The 24756-nt window shown below is 52.7% G+C and carries 21 protein-coding genes; 10 read left to right on the forward strand and 11 right to left on the reverse strand.

Going from position 1 to position 24756, the window contains the following annotated elements:
- Positions 1-78: 78 nt before the first annotated feature.
- On the reverse strand, positions 79-321 hold the full coding sequence (locus OGX83_RS12350; protein ID WP_048235990.1) for a sigma-S stabilization anti-adapter protein IraP: 243 nt from the start codon (positions 319-321) through the stop codon (positions 79-81).
- A 248-nt stretch (positions 322-569) separates the two neighbouring features.
- A complete protein-coding gene (locus OGX83_RS12355; RefSeq protein ID WP_100272851.1) occupies positions 570-1766 on the reverse strand; it encodes a multidrug efflux MFS transporter in 1197 nt (398 codons plus the stop codon).
- Between the two features lie 301 nt (positions 1767-2067).
- On the opposite strand from OGX83_RS12355, the gene ddlA reads away from it, so the two are divergent.
- A complete protein-coding gene (gene ddlA / locus OGX83_RS12360) occupies positions 2068-3162 on the forward strand; it encodes a D-alanine--D-alanine ligase (protein WP_079935141.1) in 1095 nt (364 codons plus the stop codon).
- A 23-nt stretch (positions 3163-3185) separates the two neighbouring features.
- Here ddlA and OGX83_RS12365 read toward each other — a convergent pair whose 3' ends face one another.
- The gene (locus OGX83_RS12365) at positions 3186-3404 is read right to left on the reverse strand and encodes a DUF2754 domain-containing protein (RefSeq protein ID WP_003830949.1); all 219 of its coding nucleotides are present in this window, start codon (positions 3402-3404) and stop codon (positions 3186-3188) included.
- A gap of 264 nt (positions 3405-3668) precedes the next feature.
- Here OGX83_RS12365 and OGX83_RS12370 point away from each other — a divergent pair, with 264 nt between their 5' ends.
- The gene (locus tag OGX83_RS12370; protein ID WP_032942507.1) at positions 3669-3992 is read left to right on the forward strand and encodes a DUF2755 family protein; all 324 of its coding nucleotides are present in this window, start codon (positions 3669-3671) and stop codon (positions 3990-3992) included.
- On the opposite strand, the gene OGX83_RS12375 is transcribed toward OGX83_RS12370, so the two are convergent.
- The gene (locus tag OGX83_RS12375) at positions 3977-5080 is read right to left on the reverse strand and encodes a DUF1615 domain-containing protein (protein WP_008783898.1); all 1104 of its coding nucleotides are present in this window, start codon (positions 5078-5080) and stop codon (positions 3977-3979) included. The genes OGX83_RS12370 and OGX83_RS12375 overlap by 16 nt on opposite strands.
- 15 nt (positions 5081-5095) lie before the next feature.
- A complete protein-coding gene (gene sbmA / locus OGX83_RS12380; RefSeq protein WP_003021430.1) occupies positions 5096-6316 on the reverse strand; it encodes a peptide antibiotic transporter SbmA in 1221 nt (406 codons plus the stop codon).
- 384 nt (positions 6317-6700) lie between these two features.
- Here sbmA and ampH point away from each other — a divergent pair, with 384 nt between their 5' ends.
- Positions 6701-7858: a D-alanyl-D-alanine-carboxypeptidase/endopeptidase AmpH gene (ampH, locus tag OGX83_RS12385; RefSeq protein ID WP_003830945.1), complete on the forward strand. Its 1158-nt coding sequence runs from the start codon at positions 6701-6703 to the stop codon at positions 7856-7858.
- Position 7859: 1 nt separating this feature from the next.
- Here the strand turns inward: ampH and iprA are convergent, their stop codons facing one another.
- Together iprA and ehaB are read right to left on the reverse strand one after the other, a co-directional pair.
- Positions 7860-8483: a hydrogen peroxide resistance inhibitor IprA gene (gene iprA, locus OGX83_RS12390; RefSeq protein ID WP_003830944.1), complete on the reverse strand. Its 624-nt coding sequence runs from the start codon at positions 8481-8483 to the stop codon at positions 7860-7862.
- A gap of 89 nt (positions 8484-8572) precedes the next feature.
- The gene (gene ehaB / locus OGX83_RS12395) at positions 8573-11494 is read right to left on the reverse strand and encodes an autotransporter adhesin EhaB (RefSeq protein ID WP_286588120.1); all 2922 of its coding nucleotides are present in this window, start codon (positions 11492-11494) and stop codon (positions 8573-8575) included.
- A 500-nt stretch (positions 11495-11994) separates the two neighbouring features.
- Between ehaB and hemB the strand changes: the two genes are divergently transcribed.
- Entirely contained in the window at positions 11995-12969 is a 975-nt protein-coding gene (gene hemB, locus OGX83_RS12400; RefSeq protein ID WP_003830941.1) for a porphobilinogen synthase, read from the forward strand.
- Positions 12970-13046: 77 nt separating this feature from the next.
- On the opposite strand, the gene tauD is transcribed toward hemB, so the two are convergent.
- From tauD to tauA, 4 genes are read right to left on the reverse strand one after another with little or no spacing between them, the layout of a single operon-like run.
- Positions 13047-13898, reverse strand: a complete 852-nt coding sequence (gene tauD, locus OGX83_RS12405) for a taurine dioxygenase (RefSeq protein ID WP_286588122.1) — start codon at positions 13896-13898, stop codon at positions 13047-13049.
- The gene (gene tauC / locus OGX83_RS12410) at positions 13895-14725 is read right to left on the reverse strand and encodes a taurine ABC transporter permease TauC (protein WP_286588123.1); all 831 of its coding nucleotides are present in this window, start codon (positions 14723-14725) and stop codon (positions 13895-13897) included. The genes tauD and tauC overlap by 4 nt, the downstream gene beginning before the upstream one ends.
- Positions 14722-15489 (reverse strand): taurine ABC transporter ATP-binding subunit, encoded by a 768-nt coding sequence (gene tauB / locus OGX83_RS12415; protein WP_286588159.1) that lies wholly within the window; start codon positions 15487-15489, stop codon positions 14722-14724. The genes tauC and tauB overlap by 4 nt, the downstream gene beginning before the upstream one ends.
- A 14-nt stretch (positions 15490-15503) precedes the next feature.
- Complete coding sequence (gene tauA, locus OGX83_RS12420) at positions 15504-16466, reverse strand: taurine ABC transporter substrate-binding protein (protein WP_286588125.1); 963 nt, start codon at positions 16464-16466, stop codon at positions 15504-15506.
- Positions 16467-16792: 326 nt separating this feature from the next.
- On the opposite strand from tauA, the gene OGX83_RS12425 reads away from it, so the two are divergent.
- The 6 genes from OGX83_RS12425 to fbpC all read left to right on the forward strand — a co-directional run bounded on the left by OGX83_RS12425 (position 16793) and on the right by fbpC (position 24586).
- On the forward strand, positions 16793-17422 hold the full coding sequence (locus tag OGX83_RS12425) for a response regulator transcription factor (protein WP_008783889.1): 630 nt from the start codon (positions 16793-16795) through the stop codon (positions 17420-17422).
- Positions 17422-18963: an MASE1 domain-containing sensor histidine kinase gene (locus OGX83_RS12430; protein ID WP_286588127.1), complete on the forward strand. Its 1542-nt coding sequence runs from the start codon at positions 17422-17424 to the stop codon at positions 18961-18963. Before OGX83_RS12425 ends, OGX83_RS12430 begins: the two co-directional genes overlap by 1 nt.
- A gap of 85 nt (positions 18964-19048) precedes the next feature.
- Positions 19049-20353 carry an MFS transporter family glucose-6-phosphate receptor UhpC gene (gene uhpC / locus OGX83_RS12435; protein WP_003830933.1) on the forward strand — a complete coding sequence of 435 codons (1305 nt, stop codon included), beginning with the start codon at positions 19049-19051 and terminating at the stop codon, positions 20351-20353.
- Positions 20350-21381 carry an ABC transporter substrate-binding protein gene (locus OGX83_RS12440; protein WP_003830932.1) on the forward strand — a complete coding sequence of 344 codons (1032 nt, stop codon included), beginning with the start codon at positions 20350-20352 and terminating at the stop codon, positions 21379-21381. Before uhpC ends, OGX83_RS12440 begins: the two co-directional genes overlap by 4 nt.
- 68 nt (positions 21382-21449) lie before the next feature.
- Entirely contained in the window at positions 21450-23528 is a 2079-nt protein-coding gene (locus OGX83_RS12445) for an ABC transporter permease (protein ID WP_008783887.1), read from the forward strand.
- Positions 23529-23539: 11 nt separating this feature from the next.
- On the forward strand, positions 23540-24586 hold the full coding sequence (gene fbpC / locus OGX83_RS12450; RefSeq protein ID WP_000192349.1) for a ferric ABC transporter ATP-binding protein: 1047 nt from the start codon (positions 23540-23542) through the stop codon (positions 24584-24586).
- Positions 24587-24756 lie beyond the last annotated feature (170 nt).

The raw sequence follows: 24756 nt of genomic DNA on the forward strand, positions 1-24756 counted from the left end.
TAAAATTAAAACAAAGCGACTATAAGTATTTGATGTGACACTTTTATGATAATTTGTGGTTACCCCACCACAGATGGATCACAACGCTTTTGGTACGCACTCGCCAGCATTATGTATGTTCGTCAGAAACGCGGGCATGTGGTTTCCGCCAGCCAGCGCCCCCTCAATTTGACGAATAAATATTTGCCGATCGTTCCACGCCATATTGCGCAGCATTTCGATGATTACCCGCTCTAACGTTTCGACCTGTGCCGCCAGATCTTGCGATTCTTCTTCTTTTTGCGCGAGCTTAAGTAACAACTCAGTGACGAGGTTTTTCATTTGCCTATTCCCTTAACAAAATATGGGTCACGTTATCATTAAGGCTCACGACTGCCTAGAGGATGAAAGTTGTATTTTTATAAGAAATAAAACGATTTGCGAAAACAATCACAACACAAAATAAGGGAAAATGAGTCCTGAAGCAGGATGATTCAATATAAAAAGGTAAGAAAATTAATAATCACACAAATATATAATACACAATTATGGATTAACAACGCTGACAAGCAGCGTTGTTAATCAGGACCTCAACGAGCCGCGCGCCGACGTCGCAACGCGATAGCCAGTTGCCAGATATTGATAAGCACAATGCTTGCTGTAGCAATGAACACCCAACGGAACCCCGCCATTGCCGAAACCGTTGCCCCCATCAATGGCCCTGCGACGTTGCCAAGGTACATAAATGACTGGTTATAGCCAAAGATGCGTCCGGTTATCTGGTCGCTGGAGTATTTCACCAACAGCGTCTGCACCGCCGGCAACATCGCACCATCAGCAAAGCCGAGCAGAAAACGTAGAATTCCCAACTGCAACGGCGTGGTAACCCACGACATGGCAAAAAACAGCACCACCGCGAAGATTAACGTCGCCATTAAAATCCGCTCAGTACCAATACGGTCGCCTAATTTACCAAGTCGGGGCGCGGAAATCAGAGCAGAAATGCCCGGTACTGAGGCTATCAGCCCACTGAGAAAAGCAATATTCGAACTGTCCGGGACCATTGATTTAATAAACAGCGCCAGAATAGGCCCAATTGAGCCGTTACACAGTTGAATCACCATGGTGGTAAAAAACAGGCTGATCACCAACGCTGGATGCGAAAGCGAGGCAAACACAGCCTTCCCACTCAGACGTTCGCTTTTTTTAATCGTCGGGCGAACGCCCTCTTTGATCAAGAACAGTGTGACCAGAAAACTCACCACCAGCAAGGCGGCGGTAATACAGAATACCGCTCGTAAGCCAACATGATCGGCGATAAAGCCTCCCATCAGCGGTCCGCCAATGACGCCGCTAATTTGCGCCGTAGAGAGCGTACTCAGCGCCCAGCCGCTGCGCTCGCGTGGAACCTGGGACGCAACCAGCGCCATCGCATTAGGAATATAGCCGGAGGTTAACCCCATCACCCCGCGCAGCAGAAAAAGCTGCCAGACGTTAGTGGCAAATGCCTGTAGCAAAATCGCAATGGCCATCCCCAGTGAGGCCCGCAGCAGCATCAGCTTGCGTCCTTTACGGTCGGCCAGACTGCCCCACATCGGAGAAACAATGGCTGAAATCAGGAAGGTGACGCTGAACGTTAATCCGGACCACATTGATAGCGCTTCATGCGAGGTCACGCCCAGTTGGGAGATATAGAGTGGTAAAAAAGGCAAGATTTGGCTAATCGCCAGTCCGGTAAAAAAGCACCCGAACCAAACGGAAATAAGGTTAACTCTCCAGGATTCCATAAGGACTCATAACGATAAGTAGCTGAAAACTGCGAGCAGCTTAACAAATTACTTAGCTGAATAAGGATCCACAGGTGCGATAAATCACAGTTTAGGATTTTATCTTCCCGCTCATCATATTTGTGATACAGCTCACATCAAACCCATGTTATAAACAGGGGATTGTGCTTCCCGCGCGATCTGCGTGTATGTCCCCTTCTAATCCCCTGTCATTCGACAAAACAATCTGCCAGAAGCCGAGGAAACCTGCGTTTTGTCGTGGTAATGTATGTGCTTTGCATTCATGGAATGGGTTTTTAAGATGGCAAAGTTGCGGGTAGGAATCGTATTTGGTGGTAAATCAGCGGAACATGAAGTGTCATTGCAATCGGCAAAAAATATTGTCGATGCCATCGACAAGACTCGCTTTGACGTTGTGCTGTTAGGTATTGATAAACAAGGGCAATGGCACGTCAGCGATGCCAGTAACTATCTGCTCAATTCAGACGATCCGGCGCATATTGCGTTGCGGCCTTCTGAAACTAGCCTGGCGCAGGTACCGGGTAAACAAGAGCACCAGTTGATCGATGCACAAAACGGTCAACCACTGCCGACGGTCGATGTTATTTTCCCAATCGTACACGGTACTTTGGGTGAAGATGGCTCTCTGCAGGGCATGCTGCGCGTGGCGAACCTGCCGTTTGTCGGTTCTGATGTGCTGGGTTCTGCTGCCTGTATGGATAAAGACGTGACCAAACGTCTGCTGCGTGATGCCGGGTTAAACATCGCGCCATTTATTACGCTCACTCGCGCGAATCGCAACAGCATCAGCTTTGCCGAAGTGGAATCCCGCCTGGGACTGCCGCTGTTTATAAAACCGGCCAACCAGGGATCGTCCGTTGGCGTCAGTAAAGTAACCAGCGAAGCCCAATACGATCAGGCCGTCGCGCTGGCATTTGAATTCGATCATAAAGTCGTTGTGGAGCAAGGGATCAAAGGTCGCGAGATCGAATGTGCGGTACTGGGCAACGATCATCCGCAGGCCAGTACCTGTGGTGAGATCGTGCTGAACAGCGATTTTTACGCTTACGACACTAAATACATTGACGATAACGGTGCCAAAGTTGTCGTTCCGGCAGCAATTGCGCCAGAGATTAACGATAAGATCCGCGAAATCGCCATTCAGGCCTACCAGACTCTGGGCTGTGCCGGCATGGCGCGCGTGGACGTCTTCTTAACTGCTGAAAACGACGTTGTGATCAATGAGATCAACACGCTGCCTGGCTTTACCAACATCAGTATGTATCCGAAGCTGTGGCAGGCGAGCGGTTTAGGCTATACCGATTTGATCACTCGCCTGATCGAACTGGCGCTGGAACGCCATGCTGCGGATAGCGCGCTGAAAACCAGTATGTAAACCCGTCAGGATGCCTGATAGAGCTATTGGGCATCCTTTGCTTCATCATCTTCAACGCGGCGACGGATGATTAATCCGGCCAGCCAAAAGCTAATCACCCAGGTCACCAGCCCCACCGCATAAGTTTGCCATCCCTGCGCTTCAAAACCTAATAACCCCACCACGCCATTCAGAATAAAGATAAGCCCAATAGCGAAGGCATAGTAGTGCCAGTCTCGGCGGATTTTTACAGGCAGGTTCATAACAGCTCCGGTGAAAATACAACACAGGGAGGCATCCTCGCACATTTCCCCGAGGGCGTCTGTGGCCTGTGCGTAATTTCTTAAATGTAACTCAGTTTAACTTAAGGTTACATAATTGTGACCGCCAACAAAAAACCGAAATCCAGGAATAATCTCTACCTGAAATTACCATCATTCTGATATTGACATTGCCGATCACCTGTCAGACTCACTCTTAGTTCCAGGCATTACGTCAAAAAAAGCAGGTTATTTCCGGAGGTCTTTATGGCTGATTTTACGCTCTCAAAATCCCTGTTTAAGGGCAAGCATCGGGATCCCTCCTCCCTGCCCGGCAACATTGCGTATGCCGTATTTGTGCTGTTTTGCTTCTGGGCGGGTGCACAGATTTTAAATCTGTTGGCTCACGCGCCCGGCATCTATGAAGAACTGATGCAGCTGCAAATGCAGGAGACAGGACGCCCGCGGGTTGAAATCGGTTTAGGCGTCGGTACCCTCTTTGGACTGATCCCCTTCCTGGCCGGAAGCCTGATTCTTGGCGTCATAGCGGCGGTCATGCGCTGGCGTCACCGTCATCATAAAGATGACTGATTCATACACTTCGCCCGACGGTCATCCACCCGTTTAGCAAACCACGCAGTAGTCAGATTACGCGTGATCTTCGGGCTTTCCAGTTGAATGCCCGGCAGCATTTCACGGGGTAACGTTTTCCCGGTCTTCGCTTCCGCCAGCTTATAAACCTTTTCGTACAATGCGGTTTTTTCAAAGGCCAGGCTGTCACCTTTTTGCAGTTGCTGGCGGATCTCACTCTCGCTCATCCCTAGCTTCCCGGCTAGTTTACGTACCGCCAGCTCCGTTTTGCCCGGCTCACTGCTGCCATAGAGAATCAAATCCCCGTCCATCGCCAGCTTCACTCCACTGGCTTTACTGACCGCATTCTGGAAAGCTGCATTGCGGCTCGCATACCATCCGGCATTAAAATCGGCGAAGCGGAAGATTGGCGCACTGTAATTCGCCGGGTAGTTGAGCAGATGATACGTACCGAACCACAACCCACCACGGCGGCTAAACACTTCCTGACGTACCGTCCCCGCCATTTTCCACGGATACCCGCTGGTGTGCTGCTCAGCAAACGCGATACTGACCTGCATTGGACCACCGGTATGTACCGGATTAAGCGATCCGAACAATGTCTGCCCCATCGGCACCATGTTGATGAAATCATCAAAGATGGCGCTAAGCTGTTTTTCCGTCTTCACCGTATCCAGACGCTCGCTGTAGCTTTTCCCCGTTGGCGAGTTAATCTTTAGCGCGGTATGCACGACAAACAGCGGGATATGCATGCGTTCTGCGCGACGGTCAATCTCTTTCCAGGCGATTTTGCTTAAACCAGGAACAGCCGGATCGGCCTGGAAGTTTGACTCCTGCTGCGCTACCGCCAGCACCGAACAGATGTTTTCAACCGTCGGTGCCAGCTTCTGGCTTTCAAAGGTCTTTGCCAAATCCTGCGCCCACGCGTCCCGGTCTTTCACGCTGGCGGGCATTTTCTGGCGCACCACGCTCGCCACATCGACGGCTTTCTCCCCCTTTTTTAGCGGCTGCGCAGGTTGGCTACTACATCCCACCAGCACCAGTGCTGCCAGACCAGACAAGGGGTAAAGACGGGAAACCGTCGACATAACATCTCCTTATTATTAACTCAGCGTATGGGTAACTTCCTGAATATCCTGACCATCAAGCTCGCGCTCAAAGCTTCGCAGACGCTTATAAATAGACATCAGTTCCACTAACGTTGTCCAGGAGTTAATCAGATACTGGAACGAGCCGCGCACCTGGCCAAACACGTTAGTGATTTGCGTCATCAGGCCGAGCGTAATCGTACCGGCAACAATCGACGGAAACAGCAGGAACAAGCCGAAAACGTTATCAACCTGCAGGTAAAGAATACGGGCAATATTGAAGTACATATAGTGAAAATAGAGACGGAAGTAGTTTTGCCGTACCGCATGGAACAGTTCACGCACCGTCGGTGGCGTCGCACGGTTGCCATCATCTTCGCCATAGACCAATTCTTTACGATAGGCCGCTTCCACGCGCTGGTTTTTAAACTCCAGCCCGGGAAGCTTTATCCCGACCACGGCCAGTAAACCGGTTCCCATCAGCGACCAGACAATCGCGGCAATCACCAGGCCATAAGGCACATGTCCAACAATCGGCAGGTCAGGAACATGGGCTGAGAGCGTTACCAGTACAGGCAGGAAGGCAATCAGCGTCATAATCGCGTTGATAAAGCTGACGCCCATATCTTCCAGCGTAGAAGCAAAACGCATGGTGTCTTCCTGTACACGCTGTGCTGCACCTTCGATGTGACGCAAATGCTGCCAGTGCGCCATATAGTGTTCGTTCATCGCGGTACGCCAGCGGAACACATAGTGGCTGACGAAGAAGTTGTTCATCACGCCAATGACTACGGCTATCAGCGCAATACCGAGAAAAATGCCCACTTCATGATAGAACTGCTCAATCTTCACCTTGTGTGGTGCGCTGAGCGCAGTTTGAATCAGGTCATAAAATGGCGCATACCAGGCGTTGACGGCGACGCCGACTTCAACCAGAAACCAGGTCACAAAAATAATCAGCGATGTGCCCAGAATAGACCAGTACTGCCAGCGGTGTGGACTGTAGAGAAACCAGAACAGCGCGAACACCCCGACACAAAGAATGTAGTACGCATAAAAAATCAGGTAATCCAACGACCAAAAACGCGCTGCGCTAATAGGTACGTCTCCCGACGCGCCGGTAATATGTGCAACCCAGGCTCCCCCACCTGCTTGCCAGAATACAACGGCGACCAGTGCCCAAATAAATGCCGAAATAAAGAACGGCCCCGGCTTTGGGAAAAAAGACTTAAACATAGTGCTCTCCTGCTAACTTCTTATCGTTATGACGACTGCTGTGCATTTGCCACCGTAGAGTGCGGAGGCCAGACGGCTTACGCCCAAAAACACAAGCTGAAACCGACAATTGTGACCAAAACCGAGGCACTTAGTTCGCACCTCGGTTATGAAGAATTGTTTCTGTGGTTTTCACACTCGACAACGTTCCAGTATGTGCAGATTATCACAGCGTGAGATCACAAAAGCGAACATCCGCAATCCAGGAAACTCCTGTGTTTACTCATCGTTACGTTTTTCCCACTATCATTGGTTGATAAGCGCTTTGCAATACGCCGATGAGTAGTATAAATACGCATACGCACGACATCCTTTTTCACTTTCTCTAACTCATGGACACCACCGTTGAAACGTAGTCTGCTTTTTTCTGCCGCGCTGTGTGCGGCGTCATTGACATCTGTCCAGGCGGCACAGCCTATAACCGATCCGGTCTTCGCCTCTGATATCGTTGATCGTTATGCCGACCATATATTTTACGGCAGTGGTGCTACGGGGATGGCGCTCGTGGTGATTGATGGTAATCAGCGTGTATTTCGCAGTTTTGGTGAAACACGCCCCGGCAATAATGTTCACCCGCAACTGGATTCCGTAATCCGCATTGCCTCAATTACCAAATTAATGACCAGCGAAATGCTGGTGAAATTACTCGATCAGGGCACGGTCAAACTCAACGATCCATTGAGTAAATATGCACCTCCTGGCGCACGCGTACCCACTTATCAAGGAACACCAATTACGCTGGTGAATCTGGCGACGCATACCAGCGCACTGCCGCGCGAACAGCCAGGCGGCGCGGCCAAGCGCCCGGTGTTTGTCTGGCCAACCCGCGAGCAGCGCTGGAGCTATCTCTCAACGGCTACGCTTAAAGCCGCACCAGGATCGCAGGCTTCTTATTCCAACCTGGCGTTTGATCTGCTGGCCGATGCGCTGGGTACCGCGTCAGGTAAGCCTTATCCGCAGCTGTTTGAAGAAAAAATCACCCGTCCGCTGGGGATGAAAGACACCACCTTTACGCCATCTCCCGATCAGTGCCGACGCCTGATGGTCGCGGAAAAAGGTGCCAGTCCTTGTAACAATACGCTGGCAGCGATGGGCAGCGGCGGCGTCTATTCAACGCCTGGCGATATGATGCGCTGGATGCAGCAGTATCTTTCTTCTGACTTTTATCATCGTAGCCAGCAGGCCGACCGGATGCAGACGCTGATTTACCAGCGTACGCAGTTAACTAAAGTGGTGGGAATGGACGTTCCAGGCAGAGCCGATGCGCTTGGTTTGGGCTGGGTCTACATGGCGCCGAAGAATGGCAGACCGGGAATTATTCAAAAAACCGGTGGCGGCGGTGGCTTCATTACCTATATGGCGATGATCCCACAGCAAAACGTTGGGGCATTTGTCGTAGTGACGCGCTCTCCGCTGACCCGTTTTACCAATATGAGCGACGGTATCAACGAACTGGTTGCAGAGTTGAGCGGGTACAAGCCACAGGTCATTCCTGCATCCTGATTCAATACTCAAAAGGCAAACGGTTAATGCACACCAGTTTGCCTTTATTCATTTCAATGTAACCGCCTTTACGCAATGCTGCGAGAACCTCAGCGACAACCGAGCGTGAAATTCGTGTGCGTTGGTGAATATAGTTCATAACGCCGATGCGTGAACGAAGGGCTTCATCCCATTTCGTCATAGAGATCAATGTCGCGCGGATCTGATCGTAGGAGTTGTTGCCGATCAACTGCAGATCGCGTAATTCAAGCATGGAGTTTTGCCATGCCAACCAACAAAAAGCTTCACGCCAAAGCTGGCACTCTTCAATTATATTAATTGTTTGCGAGGCGGGTAGATGGTATCCCGTACAATCGCTTTCCGTGATTAATCTGTATTGTATATCTGTTTTTATCACACCATCTGAAAGCCCCATAATAAACGGTGCCTGCGCAATACCGACCAGCACATTCTCCCCTCGCCTCAGGGAAATTACACCATTTAAAATGATAAAGGTATCGTCACTGTTTATATCACTGGAATAAATTATTTCTTTATCGTTATCACACTCAAAGTGTTTGCCATATTTTGACAAACATTTATCAAGCTTACCAAATTCCACAAGCGGTTTATTTGCAGACAACATTTGGGCATCCCTTGCAATAAATGCCCGTCAAATCCGTGACGGGCATTTTTCTGAGTTAGATTATCTTTTCTTTAACAACAAGAGATGTCTTACCAGGTATATTTAACACCAACATTTGCAGACCAGTCTTGATCAACATCGCCACCACCGAGGTAGTTAGCATCGGTGTATGCGCTGAAGTTTTTGGTAAAGCTGAACTGAGTACCCAGTCCAACACGTACCGCAGAACCTTCTACACCGTTGTCGATAGAGTCGCCGTTTACGTCAGAATCGTTGTTAGAGTCGTCGTAAACGTAGGCCAGTTTGAAGTACGGGGTCAGCGCCTGGTCGTCGCTATAAGCGAAGGTATAACCTGCATCGACACCGAGTTCATAACGCATGCTGTCATAAGACTGGCTATCAACTTTCATGTCGTTGCTCAGCTTATAGTCATCACCAGACTGGAACAGACCGGATACGCTGCCGTATGGCGTTACGTAACCTGCATCACCCAGCTTCAGGTCATAACCCAGTTTCAAGCCAAAGCCCCAGGCGTCAGATGAGGTGCTGCCATCAACATACTCACCGTTGCTCATGTTGGCAGACAGATCGTTGTTGAAGTGAGAGTAGCTTAAGTTACCGTCAACAAAGATGTTGTTGGCAAAGTGAGCAGAAGAGTAGATGTAGGCAGTCTGGCTATCCTGATCCACCTGACCGGTACGGTCGCTCATATCACCTTTCGCGAAGCCTGCTGCAGCACCGACAATCCACTTAGCGTTGTTACCATCAATTTTGGAATCAACACCGACCATGATGCCGTTAACATCCTGATCGTAGTTAATGGTGCCATTATCTGCATCGAAGCTACCACCGAAGTAGCTAACCCATGCACCACCGTTATCAACCAGACCATGACGCGCGTTAGTCAGACGAGTACCAACGGTATCTTGTTCCAGGTTCCAGATATTGGTGTTAGCAGACGGAATGCTCAGCGCCATGTTCGCGTAGTCTGTCAGTTCCATCTGCTGCAGAACAACGGTGTTACCCTGCTGCTGTGCCTGATAGGTGTAAGCACCCAGGTCAGCTTTGTTAGCTGCAGAGAAGGTCGCAGTGCTGTTCGCGTCGTTAACGTAGACCAGCTCGTTACCTTTGTAATCTGCAACAGAACCTGCGCCAGTAGCGTTGTCGATACGGACTTTATAGTTACCAGTTGCGGCCGCTACATGGTCACCATAGTTATCAACTTCAGACTGATCGCCTGAGGTGTCGGAATCGCCGTTACCGTTGATAGTCAGATGACCATCAGAGTTCATCGCGATCACACCATAACCGTAGTTAGACTGAGATTTATCGTTAGTGCGATCGTTGGTCAGATCAGCATTCAGCACATAGTCAGTGCTGTTGATGTCGAAAACACCCGCGTTAACATGGTTATAAGCGTCGGTGTAGCTAGTCAGGTTCAGGGTATCAACCTGCAGTGCATTACCGGTACTGTTACCCACATCCAGAACGCCGTTGTTAGTGACGTTAATGGTGTTTGCATACAGCGCAGCTTCAAGCACATTCCAGCCAGCAGAAACATCATCGGCGATTGTGACAGTACTGTTGTCGATAGACAGCGTATCCGTCGCAACGTGACCATCTTCGTTGATGTTCAGTGCAGAAGCACCGGTCAGAGAGATAGAGTCAGCAACCAGCTCAGAATCACCCACGTTGACGACAGAACCGCTGTTGATGCTCAGGGTATCAATCAGGGAAGTTTTGGTAGTATCCCACTGTGAAGCACCGTTCAGCGTGACGTTGAACAGGCCGCTCTGGTAGACAGCGTTGCCAACTACATGACCATTTTCGTCATAAGAAGTTGTGTCGCTATCAATACCGTAGGTTGAATCCGGCCACAGGCTGTTAGCGGTGATGTCGATCAGCGTAGCGGTGGCTTCAGTGCCTGCAGCGTAGCTGTCATAAACGCCGTCACCATCGGTGTCAACCTGGTGCACGGACATTGCCGCGCCGACCCACTTACTGCCGTTGTTCAGTGTCAGATCCAGACGGTCAGTACCGTCCCAACCATTGGTATCCAGGTCAGCATCGGTATCACGATAAGTGTCAGCACCGTTCGGGAAGAAGTTCTCATCGAAGTTGCTGGAGAACAGCACGTCACCCATCAGTGTGGAATTGTTAAACGTTGCGGTGGTCTGCATCGCGTTATCCGCATTTGGATTAGCAATAACCGCTAATGCAATATCGTCTGCAGTATAAGAGCCGCTGTAGTCGCTTGCATTGCTGGTGTTACCAAACCAACCGGTGGTGCCTTCGTCAGTCCATGAACCAGAGGTCAGGGTAGAATCGCTGACAGCGATAGTGTTGTTAAATACTTCACTGCTGTTTACGCCAGTGCTGACGGTATTATCGTCAATGTCTGCCCACTCGTAACCCTGAGTCAGGGTTATGCCAGCGACATGAGAGTTGGCGGAGATAGACAGATCAACTTCTTGATCCAGAGTGATAGCCGTACCCAGGTTATAAACGTCGACAACGTGTGTGTCAGCTGCGTCATTATACGTACCGTTGTAGGTATAATGTTCGTAGTTGTCATCGATAGTTGAATTGATGACGTTCATCGCCAGGCGATCGTAGTAATAGTCAGTACCCGAACGGTTAGTACAATCCGTGGTCATACATTCGGATGTCACCATACCGTGAATGGTGCTGTTTTTAATCGTCAGGCTATTGTTATTGGTGTTAGTAGACAGCCCATCATCCAGATAATAAGTAGAAATAACGCCGTTGACAGTGGCGTTATTGATTACCGGATAAATATCACCGTTATAAATACTATCGGTGTCGTAATTGTTCCAACCAACATATCCATCATAATAGACGCCATCCGCATAGGATGCGTCATTATAATGAGCAAACGTTGTGTAGGTGGTCCCAGAGATATCAGTTGAAGCATTCGCCTGAGAAGTGATTGCCAAAGTGCAGGCTAATGCTAATTGTGAGACTACAAGTTTCTTTTTCCAAGTGTGCATTTGTCATCCCTCCTCAGGGACGTAATATAGTTGATCCATCAATTATCAATGCAAAGAAAACATTTTATGTTTCGCGGGGAAGATTATGCGGTTTCACAAAGGAAAGGTTCAATTATTCTTTGGTTTAAGTCCGATTACGGACAATAGATATGCAAATTATTCGAAACAGCAAATAAACGTAAAAATCATTTTTATTTTAGACAGTTACATGTAAAACCATTGGCGAAACAATATATTGAAATTATGATTAACTTAAAAATCAAACGTCAGCAAATAAATACCGTTAAATCTCGCCACTTAATTAAAAATTAAATTAAACTAAATTCACCATAAAACTAATCACTATTTAAAATAGTCATAATTGCAAAAATAGAGATAACACATAATACCAAGCATTGGTAACATCAACATAACCTCGGCATAACGCCAACTTTCGTAAACCCCTCGCCCTCAGGTTCGGGTATACTACGGCCTTCGATTCCACAAACATCAGGCATACCATGACAGACCTAATCCAACGCCCTCGTCGCCTGCGCAAATCCCCTGCGCTGCGCGCTATGTTTGAAGAGACAACACTCAGCTTAAATGACCTGGTGTTGCCGATCTTTGTTGAAGAAGAACTCGACGATTACAAAGCTATCGACGCCATGCCCGGCGTGATGCGCATACCAGAGAAACACCTGGCGCGCGAAATCGAACGTATTGCTAATGCAGGCATCCGCTCGGTCATGACCTTCGGGATTTCTCATCACACCGATGAGACCGGCAGCGATGCCTGGAAAGAAGACGGTCTGGTGGCGCGCATGTCGCGTATCTGTAAGCAGACCGTACCGGAAATGATCGTCATGTCCGACACCTGTTTCTGTGAATACACCTCGCACGGTCACTGCGGCGTATTATGCGAACACGGCGTTGATAACGACTTAACCCTTGCCAACCTCGGCAAGCAGGCAGTCGTTGCCGCAGCAGCGGGCGCAGATTTCATCGCCCCTTCCGCCGCAATGGACGGCCAGGTACAGGCGATTCGCCAGGCGCTGGACGCCGCGGGCTTCACCGATACTGCGATCATGTCCTATTCCACCAAGTTTGCCTCTTCTTTCTACGGCCCGTTCCGTGAAGCCGCAGGCACGGCGCTGAAAGGCGATCGTAAAACGTATCAAATGAACCCGATGAATCGCCGTGAAGCGATTCGCGAATCGCTGCTGGATGAAGCCCAGGGCGCAGACTGCCTGATGGTGAAACCGGCTGGCGCGTATCTCGATATTCTGCGTGATATCCGCGAGCGCACCGAGCTGCCGATTGGCGCTTATCAGGTCAGCGGTGAATACGCGATGATCAAATTCGCGGCGATGGCAGGTGCAATAGATGAAGAGAAAGTGGTTCTGGAAAGCTTAGGCTCGATCAAACGCGCTGGCGCGGATCTGATCTTCAGTTACTTCGCACTGGATCTGGCTGAGAAGAAAATCCTGCGCTAACCACTTTGTTGCCGAATGGCGACTTCACCTTATCGGGCCGACAGTTCCAGGCCCGATAAGTAAAACCCCACCAACAATCACCCTGCCCGATAAAAAGGCTGATCCCCGAGGATCGTCGCCCGGTGCATAATACGCCGCTGCGGCAGATAATCCGCATTGGCATAATGTTGCGTGACGCGATTATCCCAAATCGCCACATCGTTGGGCTGCCAGCGCCAGCGCACCTGAAACTCCGGTTTGGTGATATGGGCGAATAAAAAGCTTAGTAACGCCTCGCTCTCTTTTTCCGTCACATCGACAATTCGCGTAGTAAATCCCTCATTCACAAACAGTGCCTGTTTACCGCTTACCGGATGGGTCCGCACCACCGGATGTAGCAATGGCGGATGTTTCGCCACCGCATCCAGCCAGCGCTGATGCTCCTCTGGTGTCTTGCGGTATTTATATTCCTGGAACGATTTACGGAAATCATGCTCTGCCCGCAGGCCACTCAGCAAATGACGAAACGGCTCAGACAATGCCTCATAAGCAGCAATTCCGCTGGTCCAAAGAGTGTCTCCCCCGGCCGATGGCAGCTCTTTTGCTGCCAGAATCGCCCCGGCAGGCGGCGTGTCGATAAAGGTGACATCGGTGTGCCAGTTGTCGTTATCCGGCGGATTATCGTTATGGGTATCCAGCACGATAATTTCCTCTACCCCTTCGGCATGTGGATAGACAGGGTGAATATGCAGATCGCCGAAACGCAGCGCCAGTGCCCGCTGCTGTTGTGGCGTAATCACCTGCTGCCGCAGAAACACCACCTGGTGGCGCAGTACCGCATGATAAAGCTGTTCAAACTGATTATCGCTCAGCGGACGCGTCAAATCCGCACCAGTGATTTGTGCGCCAATGTACGGCCCCAGCGGGGTAATGCTCAGACGTTCACTCATTGTACTTCTCCATGCCAGGGCGTCAGGCGACGCTGAAGCGCGCGCAGACCCAGTTCTAAAATAAATGCGATAACGGCAATGACCGCGATCCCTGCCAGCACCACATCCGTTGCCAGAAACTCACCGGCTGACTGCACCATAAATCCTAACCCTCGCGTGGCCGCGATCAGTTCAGCTGCCACCAGCGTCGACCAACCCACGCCAAGCCCGATGCGTAACCCGGTGAGAATCTCCGGTAATGCCCCCGGCAAAATAACAAACCACAGCACCTGCGCACGGCTGGCCCCCAGCGACTGCGCGGCGCGCACTCTCACCTGCTGCGCACTTTTCACCCCCGCCAACGCCGACATCGCCACAGGGGCGAAAATCGCCAGATAGATCAGCAGGATCTTGGAGGTTTCACCGATGCCAAACCAAATGACCATCAGCGGTAAATAGGCCAGGGGAGGAACCGGACGATACAGTTCAATGATCGGATCGAGAATGCCGCGCATCGTCGGACTCAGCCCCATCGCGATCCCAACCGGAACGCCCAGCAGCACTGCCGCCAGCAGCGCGATAACAATACGCGTCAGACTCGCCGCCAGATGCTGCCACAGCGTAGCATCCATAAACCCTTGCGGCCCGGCAATGACGATCAGCTTTTGTAAAACCTGTCCCGGCGGCGGTAAAAACAGCGGACTGATTAACTGTAGCGCCGCCACCGTCCACCACACTGCCAGAATGACGGCCAACGTACCAAGGCTTAAGGTAATCTGCCGCGAGAACGGCCAGCGCCAGTTCAGCACCTGCTGGCGACGGGGTTTATCATTAATCACCACGCTCATGAGAATGCCTCCCGTTGTTCAAAGACCCGACCTAACACGTACTCGCGCATGGCGATAAACTGCGGATCGGACTTAATGCTGCGGCTCGACTCTCCGGCCACAAAGCGACGGGCGAAATTGAGCGGCAGACGTTCCAGTACCCGGCCTGGTCCTGGGGACAGCAATACCAGTTCTGTCGCCATAAACACCGCTTCTTCAATATCGTGGGTAATCAGCAGCACCTGTTTGCCAGTCTCATGCCACAGCTTCAGCAGCAGGGTTTGCATCTGCTCGCGGGTAAAGGCGTCGAGCGCACCAAAGGGTTCATCCAGCAGCAACAGCTGCGGGTTGGCCGCCAGCGCCCGGGCAATGCCGACGCGCTGACGTTGTCCACCGGAAAGTTGCCAGATAAAGCGTTTTCCCGCGCCCTCCAGCCCGACTTTCTGCAACATCTCCAGAGCAATACACTGACGCTGCGGCTTGTCCACGCCCGCCAGCTGCAGCCCAAAAGCCACGTTGTCCTGCACGTTGCGCCAGGGCAGCAGTCCTTCGTTCTGGAACACGACCCCGCGATCTGCCCCCGGACCATCAACCCTGTTACCCGCCAGCGTGATGCTGCCATGCTGATACGGCACAAACCCGGCAATCAGATTTAACAACGTGGTTTTCCCGCAACCGGAAGGCCCGAGTACCACCAGCAGTTCACCGCTATCGAGCGTCAGGTTGATATCCTCCAGCGCCGGTTTTCCACCGTAGCTGGCGGCAAGATGAGAGATTTGCAGCATCATCGCCTCCTTATTTATTGCACGAAGCGATCGGTAACGTACTGGCTGTAATCTGTCGCGACAGCGGGGACTTTGCCCTGCTCTTTAAGGAACTGCGCGGTGTCGATAATCGCTTTGTTCACCGGGCCGGTTAGCTCAGCGGTTTGCTGTTGCGGTGTCAGGTAAGTGTTACCTTTCACCAGCCCCGGAACATCCGCCTCCGGTACGCCGCTCAAACGCGACAGTTTGCTGATATTCTCCGGCTGCTTCAGCCATTCATCAGGATTAGTGATATAAGGCTGCTGGGCATCGATAGCGCTTTTGGCAAAGGCTTTCACCACCTCAGGATGCTTCTCGGCAAAATCTTTGCGCACCACCCACACGTCCAGCGTCGGTGCCCCCCACTCGCCAACCTGCGAGGAGTCGGTTAACACCTTTCCGTCTTTTTCCAACGCGTTGACCGCAGGTGCCCAGACATACGCACCATCAATATCTCCGCGCTGCCATGCGGCAATAATCGCCGGTGGTTGCAGGTTCACAATCTCCACCTGGCCGGGTTTAATCCCCCAATGTTTCAACGCCGCCAGCAGGCTGTAATGGGTGGTGGAAATAAACGGCACGGCAATGCGTTTGCCAATCAAATCTTCCGGTTTACTGATGTTTTTCTTCACCACCAGCGCCTCAGAATTGCCGAGCTTTGATGCCAGCAGGAAAACCTCAATAGGCACCTGCTGACTGGCAGCGACCGCCAGCGGGCTGGAGCCAAGATTACCGATCTGCACATCACCGGATGCCAGCGCACGAACGATGCTCGCCCCGCTGTCGAATTTTCGCCAGTCAACGGTCGCCCCGCTCTCTTTGGCAAACGTGTTGTCCGCCTGCGCCACTTTGGCAGGTTCGGCGGAGGTCTGATAAGCAACGGTGACGTTCACCGCCTGCGCCTGAAATGCGATGAATGCCAGTACGGCAAGAAGTGCGTTACGCGATGAAATAGCCATGATTGTCTGCTCCCCTGTCTTGTTATGGAGGCAGTATTTCGTTGCGGCACATTTTGATAAAGGAATTAAAAATTCTGGCTAAGAACAAAGCGTTTTTAGAAAAAAAGCGGCAATAGTTAGCTATTTCGCTCATTACAGAACGTAGGCCGAATAAGGCGCTTGCGCCGCCATCCGCAATCAATGCCTGATGCGCTGCGCTTATCAGGCCTACACTCGCTGTAAATTATTGCGATTTTGTTACATTCGTTACATATCCGCGCCACGATGATTGCCAGCGCGGCGCTGGCAGGCATCATAGAGGCCATTGTCAGCAAGAGAGCAATATCATGATTCATGTTGTGCTGGTGGATGACCATGTGGTGGTGCGTTCCGGCTTTGCGCAATTACTCAGTCTCGAAGACGATCTTAACGTTACCGGTCAGTACAGCAGCGCGGCGGAGGCCTGGCCTGCACTTCTGCATGATGACGTCAGCGTCGCGGTAATGGATATCGCCATGCCGGATGAAAATGGCCTGAGCCTGTTAAAACGACTGCGGGCGCAGAAGCCCGGTTTTCGCGCCATTATTCTCAGCATTTATGACTCGCCCACGTTTGTGCAAAGCGCGCTGGACGCAGGCGCCAGCGGTTACCTGACCAAACGCTGCGGCCCGGAAGAACTGGTGCAGGCTGTACGCTCAGTAGGCATGGGCGGCCATTACCTGTGCGCCGATGCGCTGCGTGCACTACGCGGCGGCGAGCAGCCCGCGCAGGTTCTGGAAGTTCTGACCCCGCGCGAGCGTGAAGTGTTTGATCTGTTGGTTAAAGGTGACAGCGTAAAAGAGATCGCCTTCAAGCTCGACCTCAGCCACAAGACGGTGCACGTTCATCGGGCGAACGTGCTGGGCAAACTGCAATGCCACAGCACCATCGATCTGGTGCATTTTGCCCTCGACCACCAACTATTGACGGGGCATTAATGTCGCGTAGCCTTCGGCATTGGGTTATTTCTCTGTTTATTCTGCTGGCCTGGGGATCGGGCTGGCTGATGCTGTGGACGCTGGGGTTTTATCTGACCCACAACGGCCAGCAGGCGGCGCTATTTCTGCCGCACGGCGTCTATCTCGCGCTGTTAATTCTGCTTTCTCGCCGTTACTGGCCCGCGCTGATACTGCCGCCGGTGTTGATGTTGTTCTGGCTGCACAGCGAGCAATTACTGAATGGCTATATCCTGCTGGCTGCGCCGTTAATTAGCCTGATTCCGGCGAGCATCGGCCAGTCATACTGGCACCGCTTTCCCCTTTACTGGCAACGCTTAACGCTGCTGCTGGCCGCCGTAACGCTCACCTCATTGCTCAATACTGCCCTGCTTTCACCGTTTATCCAGAGCCCGGCAACGCTGATTGGCCTGGCGTCGTTTACCGGCGGCGTGTTGCTGACGCCGTTTGTTTATCTGATCTATGAATTTCTGCGCCAGCAGCACCGCTATCATCTGCTCGGGCTGGATACCACCAATCCCCCGCTGCGCACCTCGCTTATCATCTGGTGTAGCCTGTTTTTTATTATTGGCATCGGTACTCAGATGGTGCTGTCGCCGGAGATCGAGCGCCTGTTGCTGATCGTGGTGTTTTTACCAAACGTGGTGATGGCGTGGAAATTTGGCTGGCAGGGTGGCGTGTTGTCCGGATTGCTCGGCAGTATGATGATCACCATCGCCCGGCAAATCGGCGTCGGGTTCAGTAATTTACTGGAGCTGGAGATTTTCCTCGCCACCCAGGCTCTGCTGGGTATAGGGCTGGGGATCGCCATCAGCCGCCAGCAGCATCTGGCGCAAAACCTGCACCATTATCGCCAGTGTCTGGAAACCGAACTGGCGGCGCGTCGCGCGCTGACCGAACAGCTGATCCGCACCGAAGAAAACACGCGCAAAAACCTGGCGCGGGAACTGCACGACGAAATTGGTCAGAACATCACCGCCATTCAAATTCAGTCGCAACTGGTCAAACGCGCACCGGGTCGTGAGCAAACGCTTGAGGCTGCGAATCAAATCAACGACCTGGCCCGGCGTATTCACCACTCCACCCGTCAGCTGCTGCGCCAGCTGCGCCCCCCCGCGCTCGATGAACTGTCTTTTAAAGATGCACTACATCATCTGGTGAATGAATTTGCTTTTGCTGAACGGGGTATTCGCTGCCGCTTTGATTATCAGCTAGAAAATACGCCAGAAAACGAAACGGTGCGCTTCACGCTGTATCGCCTGTTGCAGGAGTTACTCAATAACGTCTGCAAACATGCCGATGCCAGCGATGTGTCGATTACGCTGCGCCAGCGGGAACATTGCTTGTTTCTGGACGTCGCTGACAACGGCGTTGGTATTCTGCCAGAAAAAATTCCCGGTTTCGGTATCCAGGGGATGCGTGAGCGGGTGAGCGCCCTTGGCGGTGAACTGACGCTCGAATCAAACAACGGCACGCGAGTAATTGTTAACCTGCCCACAAATTTGCAACAAACCAGCCGCTAACCAGGAAAAAGTCTTAGTCACTGCGGACTTTCTCTCATCCCCTTTTGCTTTCACTTTCCTATAGTCAGCACAAACGGAGACTGCCATGCATACACGCTCAGCCAGCGAAACAGACCAACAATACCGGGCGCTACGCCCCCGGCTGCTGATGTGTATGGTAATTGGTTACGCCGCGTTTTATCTGACGCGCAAAAGCGTTAACTACGTCCTCCCGGCGCTGCAAACGGATCTGGGTCTGGATAAAGGCGATATCGGCCTGCTTGGGTCACTGTTTTATCTGACCTATGGTCTGTCGAAATTTACCGCCGGGCTGTGGCACGACAGCCACGGACAGCGCGCGTTTATGGGTATTGGTCTGTTTGCCACCGGCGTTTTAAACGTGCTGTTCGCCTTTGGTGAATCGCTGACGCTGCTGCTGGTGGTCTGGACGCTGAACGGATTTTTTCAGGGCTGGGGCTGGCCGCCCTGTGCCCGACTGCTGACCCACTGGTACTCGCGCAACGAACGTGGCTTCTGGTGGGGCTGCTGGAATATGTCGATCAACATCGGTGGCGCCATTATCCCGCTGATTAGCGCTTTTGCCGCCCACTGGTGGGGCTGGCAGGCGGCCATGCTGGCACCGGGGATAATCAGTATGGCACTGGGAATCTGGCTCACCCTGCAATTGAAAGGCACGCCCCAGGAAGAAGGATTACCCACGGTTGGGGAATGGCGGCATGACCCGCTGGAGCTGCGTCAGGAACAGCAAAGCCCGCCGATGGGGCTGTGGCAAATGTTGCGCACCACCATGCTGAAAAACCCGATGATCTGGCTGCTCGGCGTGTCGTATGTATTGGTCTATTTGATCCGCATTGCGCTCAACGACTGGGGCAACATCTGGCTGACGGAAAGCCACGGCGTGAATCTGCTCAGCGCCAATGCCACGGTGATGCTGTTTGAAGTTGGCGGCTTGCTGGGGGCGCTGTTTGCCGGATGGGGATCGGATCTGCTGTTCAGCGGTCAGCGTGCGCCGATGATTTTGCTGTTCACGCTGGGGCTGATGGTTTCCGTCGCCGCACTGTGGCTGGCACCAGTGCACCACTACGCGCTACTGGCAGTGTGTTTCTTTACCGTGGGCTTTTTTGTGTTTGGCCCACAAATGCTAATTGGCCTCGCAGCCGTTGAATGCGGACACAAAGCGGCGGCAGGTTCAATTACCGGTTTTCTCGGGCTGTTCGCCTATCTGGGGGCCGCGCTGGCGGGTTGGCCGCTGTCGTTGGTCATAGAACATTACGGCTGGTCGGGAATGTTCAGTTTGCTCTCGGTTGCCGCTGTCTTTATGGGTTTATTGCTGATGCCGTTGCTCATTGCGGGCATTACCCCTTCTCTCAGTCAAAGGATAAAACAATGAAACTGACGCTTACCTCTACCCTGATCGCTTCCGCTCTGACGCTGGCAGCCTTCAGCAACGCAGCCCAGGCGCAGGGCCGTCTGGTGGTGTATTGCAGCGCCACCAACGAGATGTGCGAAACCGAAACCAAAGCCTTCGGTGAAAAATATGATGTGAAAACCTCATTCATTCGCAACGGCTCTGGCAGTACGCTGGCGAAAGTGGATGCAGAGAAGAAAAACCCGCAGGCGGATGTGTGGTACGGCGGTACGCTGGATCCGCAATCCCAGGCCGGTGAAATGGGTCTGCTGCAGCCGTATAAATCACCAAACCTCGAACAGATCATGGAGAAATTCCGCGATCCCGCGAAGGTCAAAGGTAATCTCTCTTCGGCGGTTTACGTCGGTATTCTGGGCTTTGGCGTTAATACCCAGCGCCTGAAAGAGAAAAACCTGCCGGTGCCAAAATGCTGGAAGGATCTGACCAAACCGGAATACAAGGGCGAAATCCAGATTGCTGACCCGCAAAGCTCCGGTACCGCCTACACCGCGCTGGCGACCTTTGCTCAACTGTGGGGTGAAGATCAGGCCTTTGATTACCTGAAACAGCTCAACGCCAACGTCTCTCAATACACCAAATCCGGCATTGCCCCGGCGCGTAACGCCGCCCGCGGCGAAACGGCTATCGGCATTGGCTTCCTGCACGACTATTCGCTGGAAAAAGAACAGGGCGCACCGCTGGAGCTGATTTCTCCATGCGAAGGCACCGGTTATGAAATCGGCGGCGTCAGCATCCTGAAAGGCGCTCGCAACGTCGACAACGCCAAACTGTTCGTTGACTGGGTGCTGTCGAAAGACGCGCAGGAGCTGGCGTGGAAGAAAGGCAAATCCTATCAGATCCTGACCAACACCACTGCCGAGACCTCTCCTAACTCGCTGAAGCTCGACGACCTGAAGCTTATCAATTACGACATGGATAAGTACGGTTCGACTGACGTACGTAAGGCGTTGATCAATAAGTGGGTTAGCGAAGTTAAGATGGGTAAATAAGCCCACGTTGCGTTCATTTGCCGGGTGCGGTCTAAACGCCTTACCCGGCCTACATTACCGGAAACGCTATGTCACACACACTTGCACTCCATCCCGTGAAAAAACGGGATGCGATATTTCTTTGGGTTTTGCTCGGCTGGCTGGCGTTTGCCCTGCTGCCGAGCTGGAGCCTGGACTACGGTCTGCTGGAGTCAACGCGGGAAGAAATACTCGCCGCCTACGGCTGGTCGCAGTTCAATATCAGTTGGCTGTGGTATCTGCTGCCAAGCCTGCTGCTGGTGCGCCCATTCCATGAAGCCAGGCGCGAACAGCGCAGCCGCCATTATCTTGACGCGGGTTGGGCATTTTTCTGTATGGCCTTTATTGTCGCCAGCGCCACCCTTGAGGGGCGCGGCTTAGGCTATGCCACCATCGTGCTGTTTGTGGCGCTTGGCGCAATCATGACCCTGGCGCTCACCCGCCTCGAATGGCTGGGCGGTGACCGTTTCGTCATCGGCTCGCTTACCGCGATTGTCGCGCTGATCGGTATTTTTATCGTCTGGCCGAGTATCGCCATTTTCATTCCGATGTTCACCAACGACGCCGGGGAATTTGCCCCGTTGGCGTTTATGAATGTGCTGTCGCAGGCACATATTATTCAGGTGATCCTCAACTCAATTATGCTGTCGATTGCCGTCGGCGTCGGCTGTACCTTCTTTGGTCTGGTACTGGCTATCTACACCACCCGTATCGCCAGACGTAGCGCCATAATCGGACGTATCTTCTCGATTTTGCCGATCGTCACTCCGCCGTTTGTCGTCGGTTTAGGCGTCACGCTGATGATGGGACGCTCCGGTTACATCACCGAGTTTATGGTCGAATGGTTTGGTTTAACCAACACCAACTGGCTGTATGGCTTTACCGGCATCTGGCTGGCGCAGGTTCTGGCCTTTACGCCGATGGCGTTTATGATCCTCGACGGAGCAATCAAAACCATTCATCCGTCGCTGGAAGAAGCGTCATACACCCTGCGTGCCAGCCGCTGGCAGACCTTTAACGGCGTGTTTGTCCCGCTGCTGAAACCCGCACTGGCTAACGCCTTTTTGATTGTGGTCGTGCAGTCGCTGGCTGACTTTAGTAACCCGCTGGTGCTCGGCGGTAACTTCGACGTGCTGGCAACGCAAATCTACTTCTACATCACCGGTTCGCAGCTTGACTACCAGGCCGCCAGTACGCTGGGTGCCTTCCTGCTGCTGTTTTCGCTGCTGGTGTTCTGCGTGCAGTATATGTGGATTGGTAAACGCTCATACGTCACCGTTTCCGGCAAATCCTACCGGGGCGACGTACAGCCGTTGCCGGTAACGCTGGTATGGAGTGTGGTCGCGCTGCTGGCAGTGTGGATTGCCTTTAACGCCCTGCTCTACGGCAGCATTTTCTACGGCAGTTTCACCGTCAACTGGGGCGTGGACTACACCCTGACGCTGGCGAACTTTACCAAACTGTTCGGTCAGGGGATGAGCGACGGCGCGTGGCCTTCACTGCTCGACACCCTGCTCTACGCCGGGATTGCCGCGCCGATCACCGCGATCTTCGGCCTGCTGATCGCATGGATCGTGGTGCGCCAGCAGTTTAAAGGTAAGAAGACCATCGAGTTCACCACTATGCTGTGCTTTGCCGTTCCGGGCACCGTCGCGGGCGTGTCATACATTCTGGCCTTTAACAGCGCCCCGGTGTACCTCACTGGTACGGCGGCGATTGTCATTATATCGATGGTAATGCGTAACGTCCCGGTCGGTATCCGCGCAGGCATCGCGGGCTTGGGCCAAATCGATAAATCGCTCGATGAAGCCTCACTCAGCCTGCGCGCCGGTTCCCTGCGTACCATTACGCACATCCTGCTGCCGCTGCTGCGCCCGGCGATCCTCTCGGCGCTGATTTACAGCTTTGTGCGCGCCATTACCACCGTCAGCGCCATTGTGTTCCTCGTCACGCCGGATACCCGCGTAGCGACGGCTTACATCCTCAACCGCGTGGAAGATGGCGAATACGGTGTAGCGATTGCCTACGGTTCCATTCTGATCGTGGTGATGCTGGCGATTATTTTCATCTTTGACTGGCTGATCGGTGAATCACGTACCTCCCGTTCAAAAGCCAAAAACCAGGCGTAATGGAGCGCACTATGACTCAGAAAAATTTCGTTGAACTGCGCAACGTCACTAAACGATTTGGCAGTAATACGGTAATCGACAATATCAACCTCACCATCCCGCAGGGGCAAATGGTGACGCTGCTCGGCCCGTCCGGCTGCGGCAAAACCACTATTTTGCGCCTGGTTGCCGGGCTGGAAAAACCGAGCGAAGGGCAAATTTTCATTGATGGCGAAGACGTCACCCATCGCTCTATTCAGCAGCGCGATATCTGTATGGTGTTTCAGTCCTATGCCCTGTTCCCGCATATGTCGCTGGGAGAGAATGTCGGTTATGGCCTGAAAATGCTCGGCGTACCGCGCGCAGAGCTGAAAGCCCGCGTCAAAGAGGCGTTGGCGATGGTGGATCTGGAAGGATTCGAAGACCGCTTTGTCGATCAGATCTCCGGCGGGCAGCAGCAGCGCGTGGCGCTGGCCCGCGCGCTGATCCTCAAGCCGAAAGTGCTGCTGTTTGATGAGCCGTTGAGTAACCTCGACGCCAACCTGCGTCGCAGCATGCGCGACAAGATCCGCGAGCTGCAAAAGCAGTTTGATATCACCTCGCTGTACGTCACCCACGATCAGAGCGAAGCCTTTGCGGTTTCTGATACCGTGCTGGTGATGAACAAAGGACACATCATGCAGATCGGCTCACCGCAGGATCTTTACCGCCAGCCCGCCTCCCGCTTTATGGCGAGCTTTATGGGCGATGCCAACCTGTTCCCGGCAACCTTCAGCGACGGATACGTTGATATCTACGGCTATCATCTGCCGCGCCCGCTGCACTTTGGTACACAGGGCGAAGGGATGGTCGGTGTGCGCCCGGAAGCGATCACGCTCAGCGATCGCGGCGAGGAGAGCCAGCGCTGCGTGATCCGCCATGTCGCCTATATGGGGCCGCAGTATGAAGTGACGGTGGAATGGCACGGGCAGGAGATTTTATTGCAGGTCAACGCTACGCGTCTGCAACCGGACGTCGGCGAGCAGTATTATCTCGAAATCCATCCGTACGGCATGTTTGTTCTGGCGGATGCGGCATAACGTTTTGTGGCTTTGTAGGCCGGATAAGGCGCTTGTGCCGCCATCCGGCAATGCCTGATGCGCTGCGCTTATCAGGCCTACAATGAACGATGTAGATACTGTTATCGCCTGCAAGCCTTTTCAGGTTCCGCGGTTACGGATAGCAGGCACGATCAGTCACAGCGCCGTCA

The organism is Citrobacter sp. Cpo074, assembly GCF_030332745.1.
Classification (GTDB): domain Bacteria; phylum Pseudomonadota; class Gammaproteobacteria; order Enterobacterales; family Enterobacteriaceae; genus Citrobacter; species Citrobacter portucalensis.

What these genes read in the sequence shown, in the direction of transcription:
- OGX83_RS12445 (WP_008783887.1), top strand. Translation starts at nt 21,450, where the DNA reads ATGTCACACACACTTGCACTCCATCCCGTGAAAAAACGGGATGCGATA.
- hemB (WP_003830941.1), top strand. Translation starts at nt 11,995, where the DNA reads ATGACAGACCTAATCCAACGCCCTCGTCGCCTGCGCAAATCCCCTGCG.
- OGX83_RS12440 (WP_003830932.1), top strand. Translation starts at nt 20,350, where the DNA reads ATGAAACTGACGCTTACCTCTACCCTGATCGCTTCCGCTCTGACGCTG.
- tauB (WP_286588159.1), bottom strand. Translation starts at nt 15,489, where the DNA reads ATGCTGCAAATCTCTCATCTTGCCGCCAGCTACGGTGGAAAACCGGCG.
- OGX83_RS12375 (WP_008783898.1), bottom strand. Translation starts at nt 5,080, where the DNA reads ATGTCGACGGTTTCCCGTCTTTACCCCTTGTCTGGTCTGGCAGCACTG.
- OGX83_RS12425 (WP_008783889.1), top strand. Translation starts at nt 16,793, where the DNA reads ATGATTCATGTTGTGCTGGTGGATGACCATGTGGTGGTGCGTTCCGGC.
- OGX83_RS12430 (WP_286588127.1), top strand. Translation starts at nt 17,422, where the DNA reads ATGTCGCGTAGCCTTCGGCATTGGGTTATTTCTCTGTTTATTCTGCTG.
- OGX83_RS12370 (WP_032942507.1), top strand. Translation starts at nt 3,669, where the DNA reads ATGGCTGATTTTACGCTCTCAAAATCCCTGTTTAAGGGCAAGCATCGG.
- fbpC (WP_000192349.1), top strand. Translation starts at nt 23,540, where the DNA reads ATGACTCAGAAAAATTTCGTTGAACTGCGCAACGTCACTAAACGATTT.
- uhpC (WP_003830933.1), top strand. Translation starts at nt 19,049, where the DNA reads ATGCATACACGCTCAGCCAGCGAAACAGACCAACAATACCGGGCGCTA.
- tauC (WP_286588123.1), bottom strand. Translation starts at nt 14,725, where the DNA reads ATGAGCGTGGTGATTAATGATAAACCCCGTCGCCAGCAGGTGCTGAAC.
- ddlA (WP_079935141.1), top strand. Translation starts at nt 2,068, where the DNA reads ATGGCAAAGTTGCGGGTAGGAATCGTATTTGGTGGTAAATCAGCGGAA.
- OGX83_RS12350 (WP_048235990.1), bottom strand. Translation starts at nt 321, where the DNA reads ATGAAAAACCTCGTCACTGAGTTGTTACTTAAGCTCGCGCAAAAAGAA.
- iprA (WP_003830944.1), bottom strand. Translation starts at nt 8,483, where the DNA reads ATGTTGTCTGCAAATAAACCGCTTGTGGAATTTGGTAAGCTTGATAAA.
- tauD (WP_286588122.1), bottom strand. Translation starts at nt 13,898, where the DNA reads ATGAGTGAACGTCTGAGCATTACCCCGCTGGGGCCGTACATTGGCGCA.
- ehaB (WP_286588120.1), bottom strand. Translation starts at nt 11,494, where the DNA reads ATGCACACTTGGAAAAAGAAACTTGTAGTCTCACAATTAGCATTAGCC.
- OGX83_RS12365 (WP_003830949.1), bottom strand. Translation starts at nt 3,404, where the DNA reads ATGAACCTGCCTGTAAAAATCCGCCGAGACTGGCACTACTATGCCTTC.
- sbmA (WP_003021430.1), bottom strand. Translation starts at nt 6,316, where the DNA reads ATGTTTAAGTCTTTTTTCCCAAAGCCGGGGCCGTTCTTTATTTCGGCA.
- OGX83_RS12355 (WP_100272851.1), bottom strand. Translation starts at nt 1,766, where the DNA reads ATGGAATCCTGGAGAGTTAACCTTATTTCCGTTTGGTTCGGGTGCTTT.
- tauA (WP_286588125.1), bottom strand. Translation starts at nt 16,466, where the DNA reads ATGGCTATTTCATCGCGTAACGCACTTCTTGCCGTACTGGCATTCATC.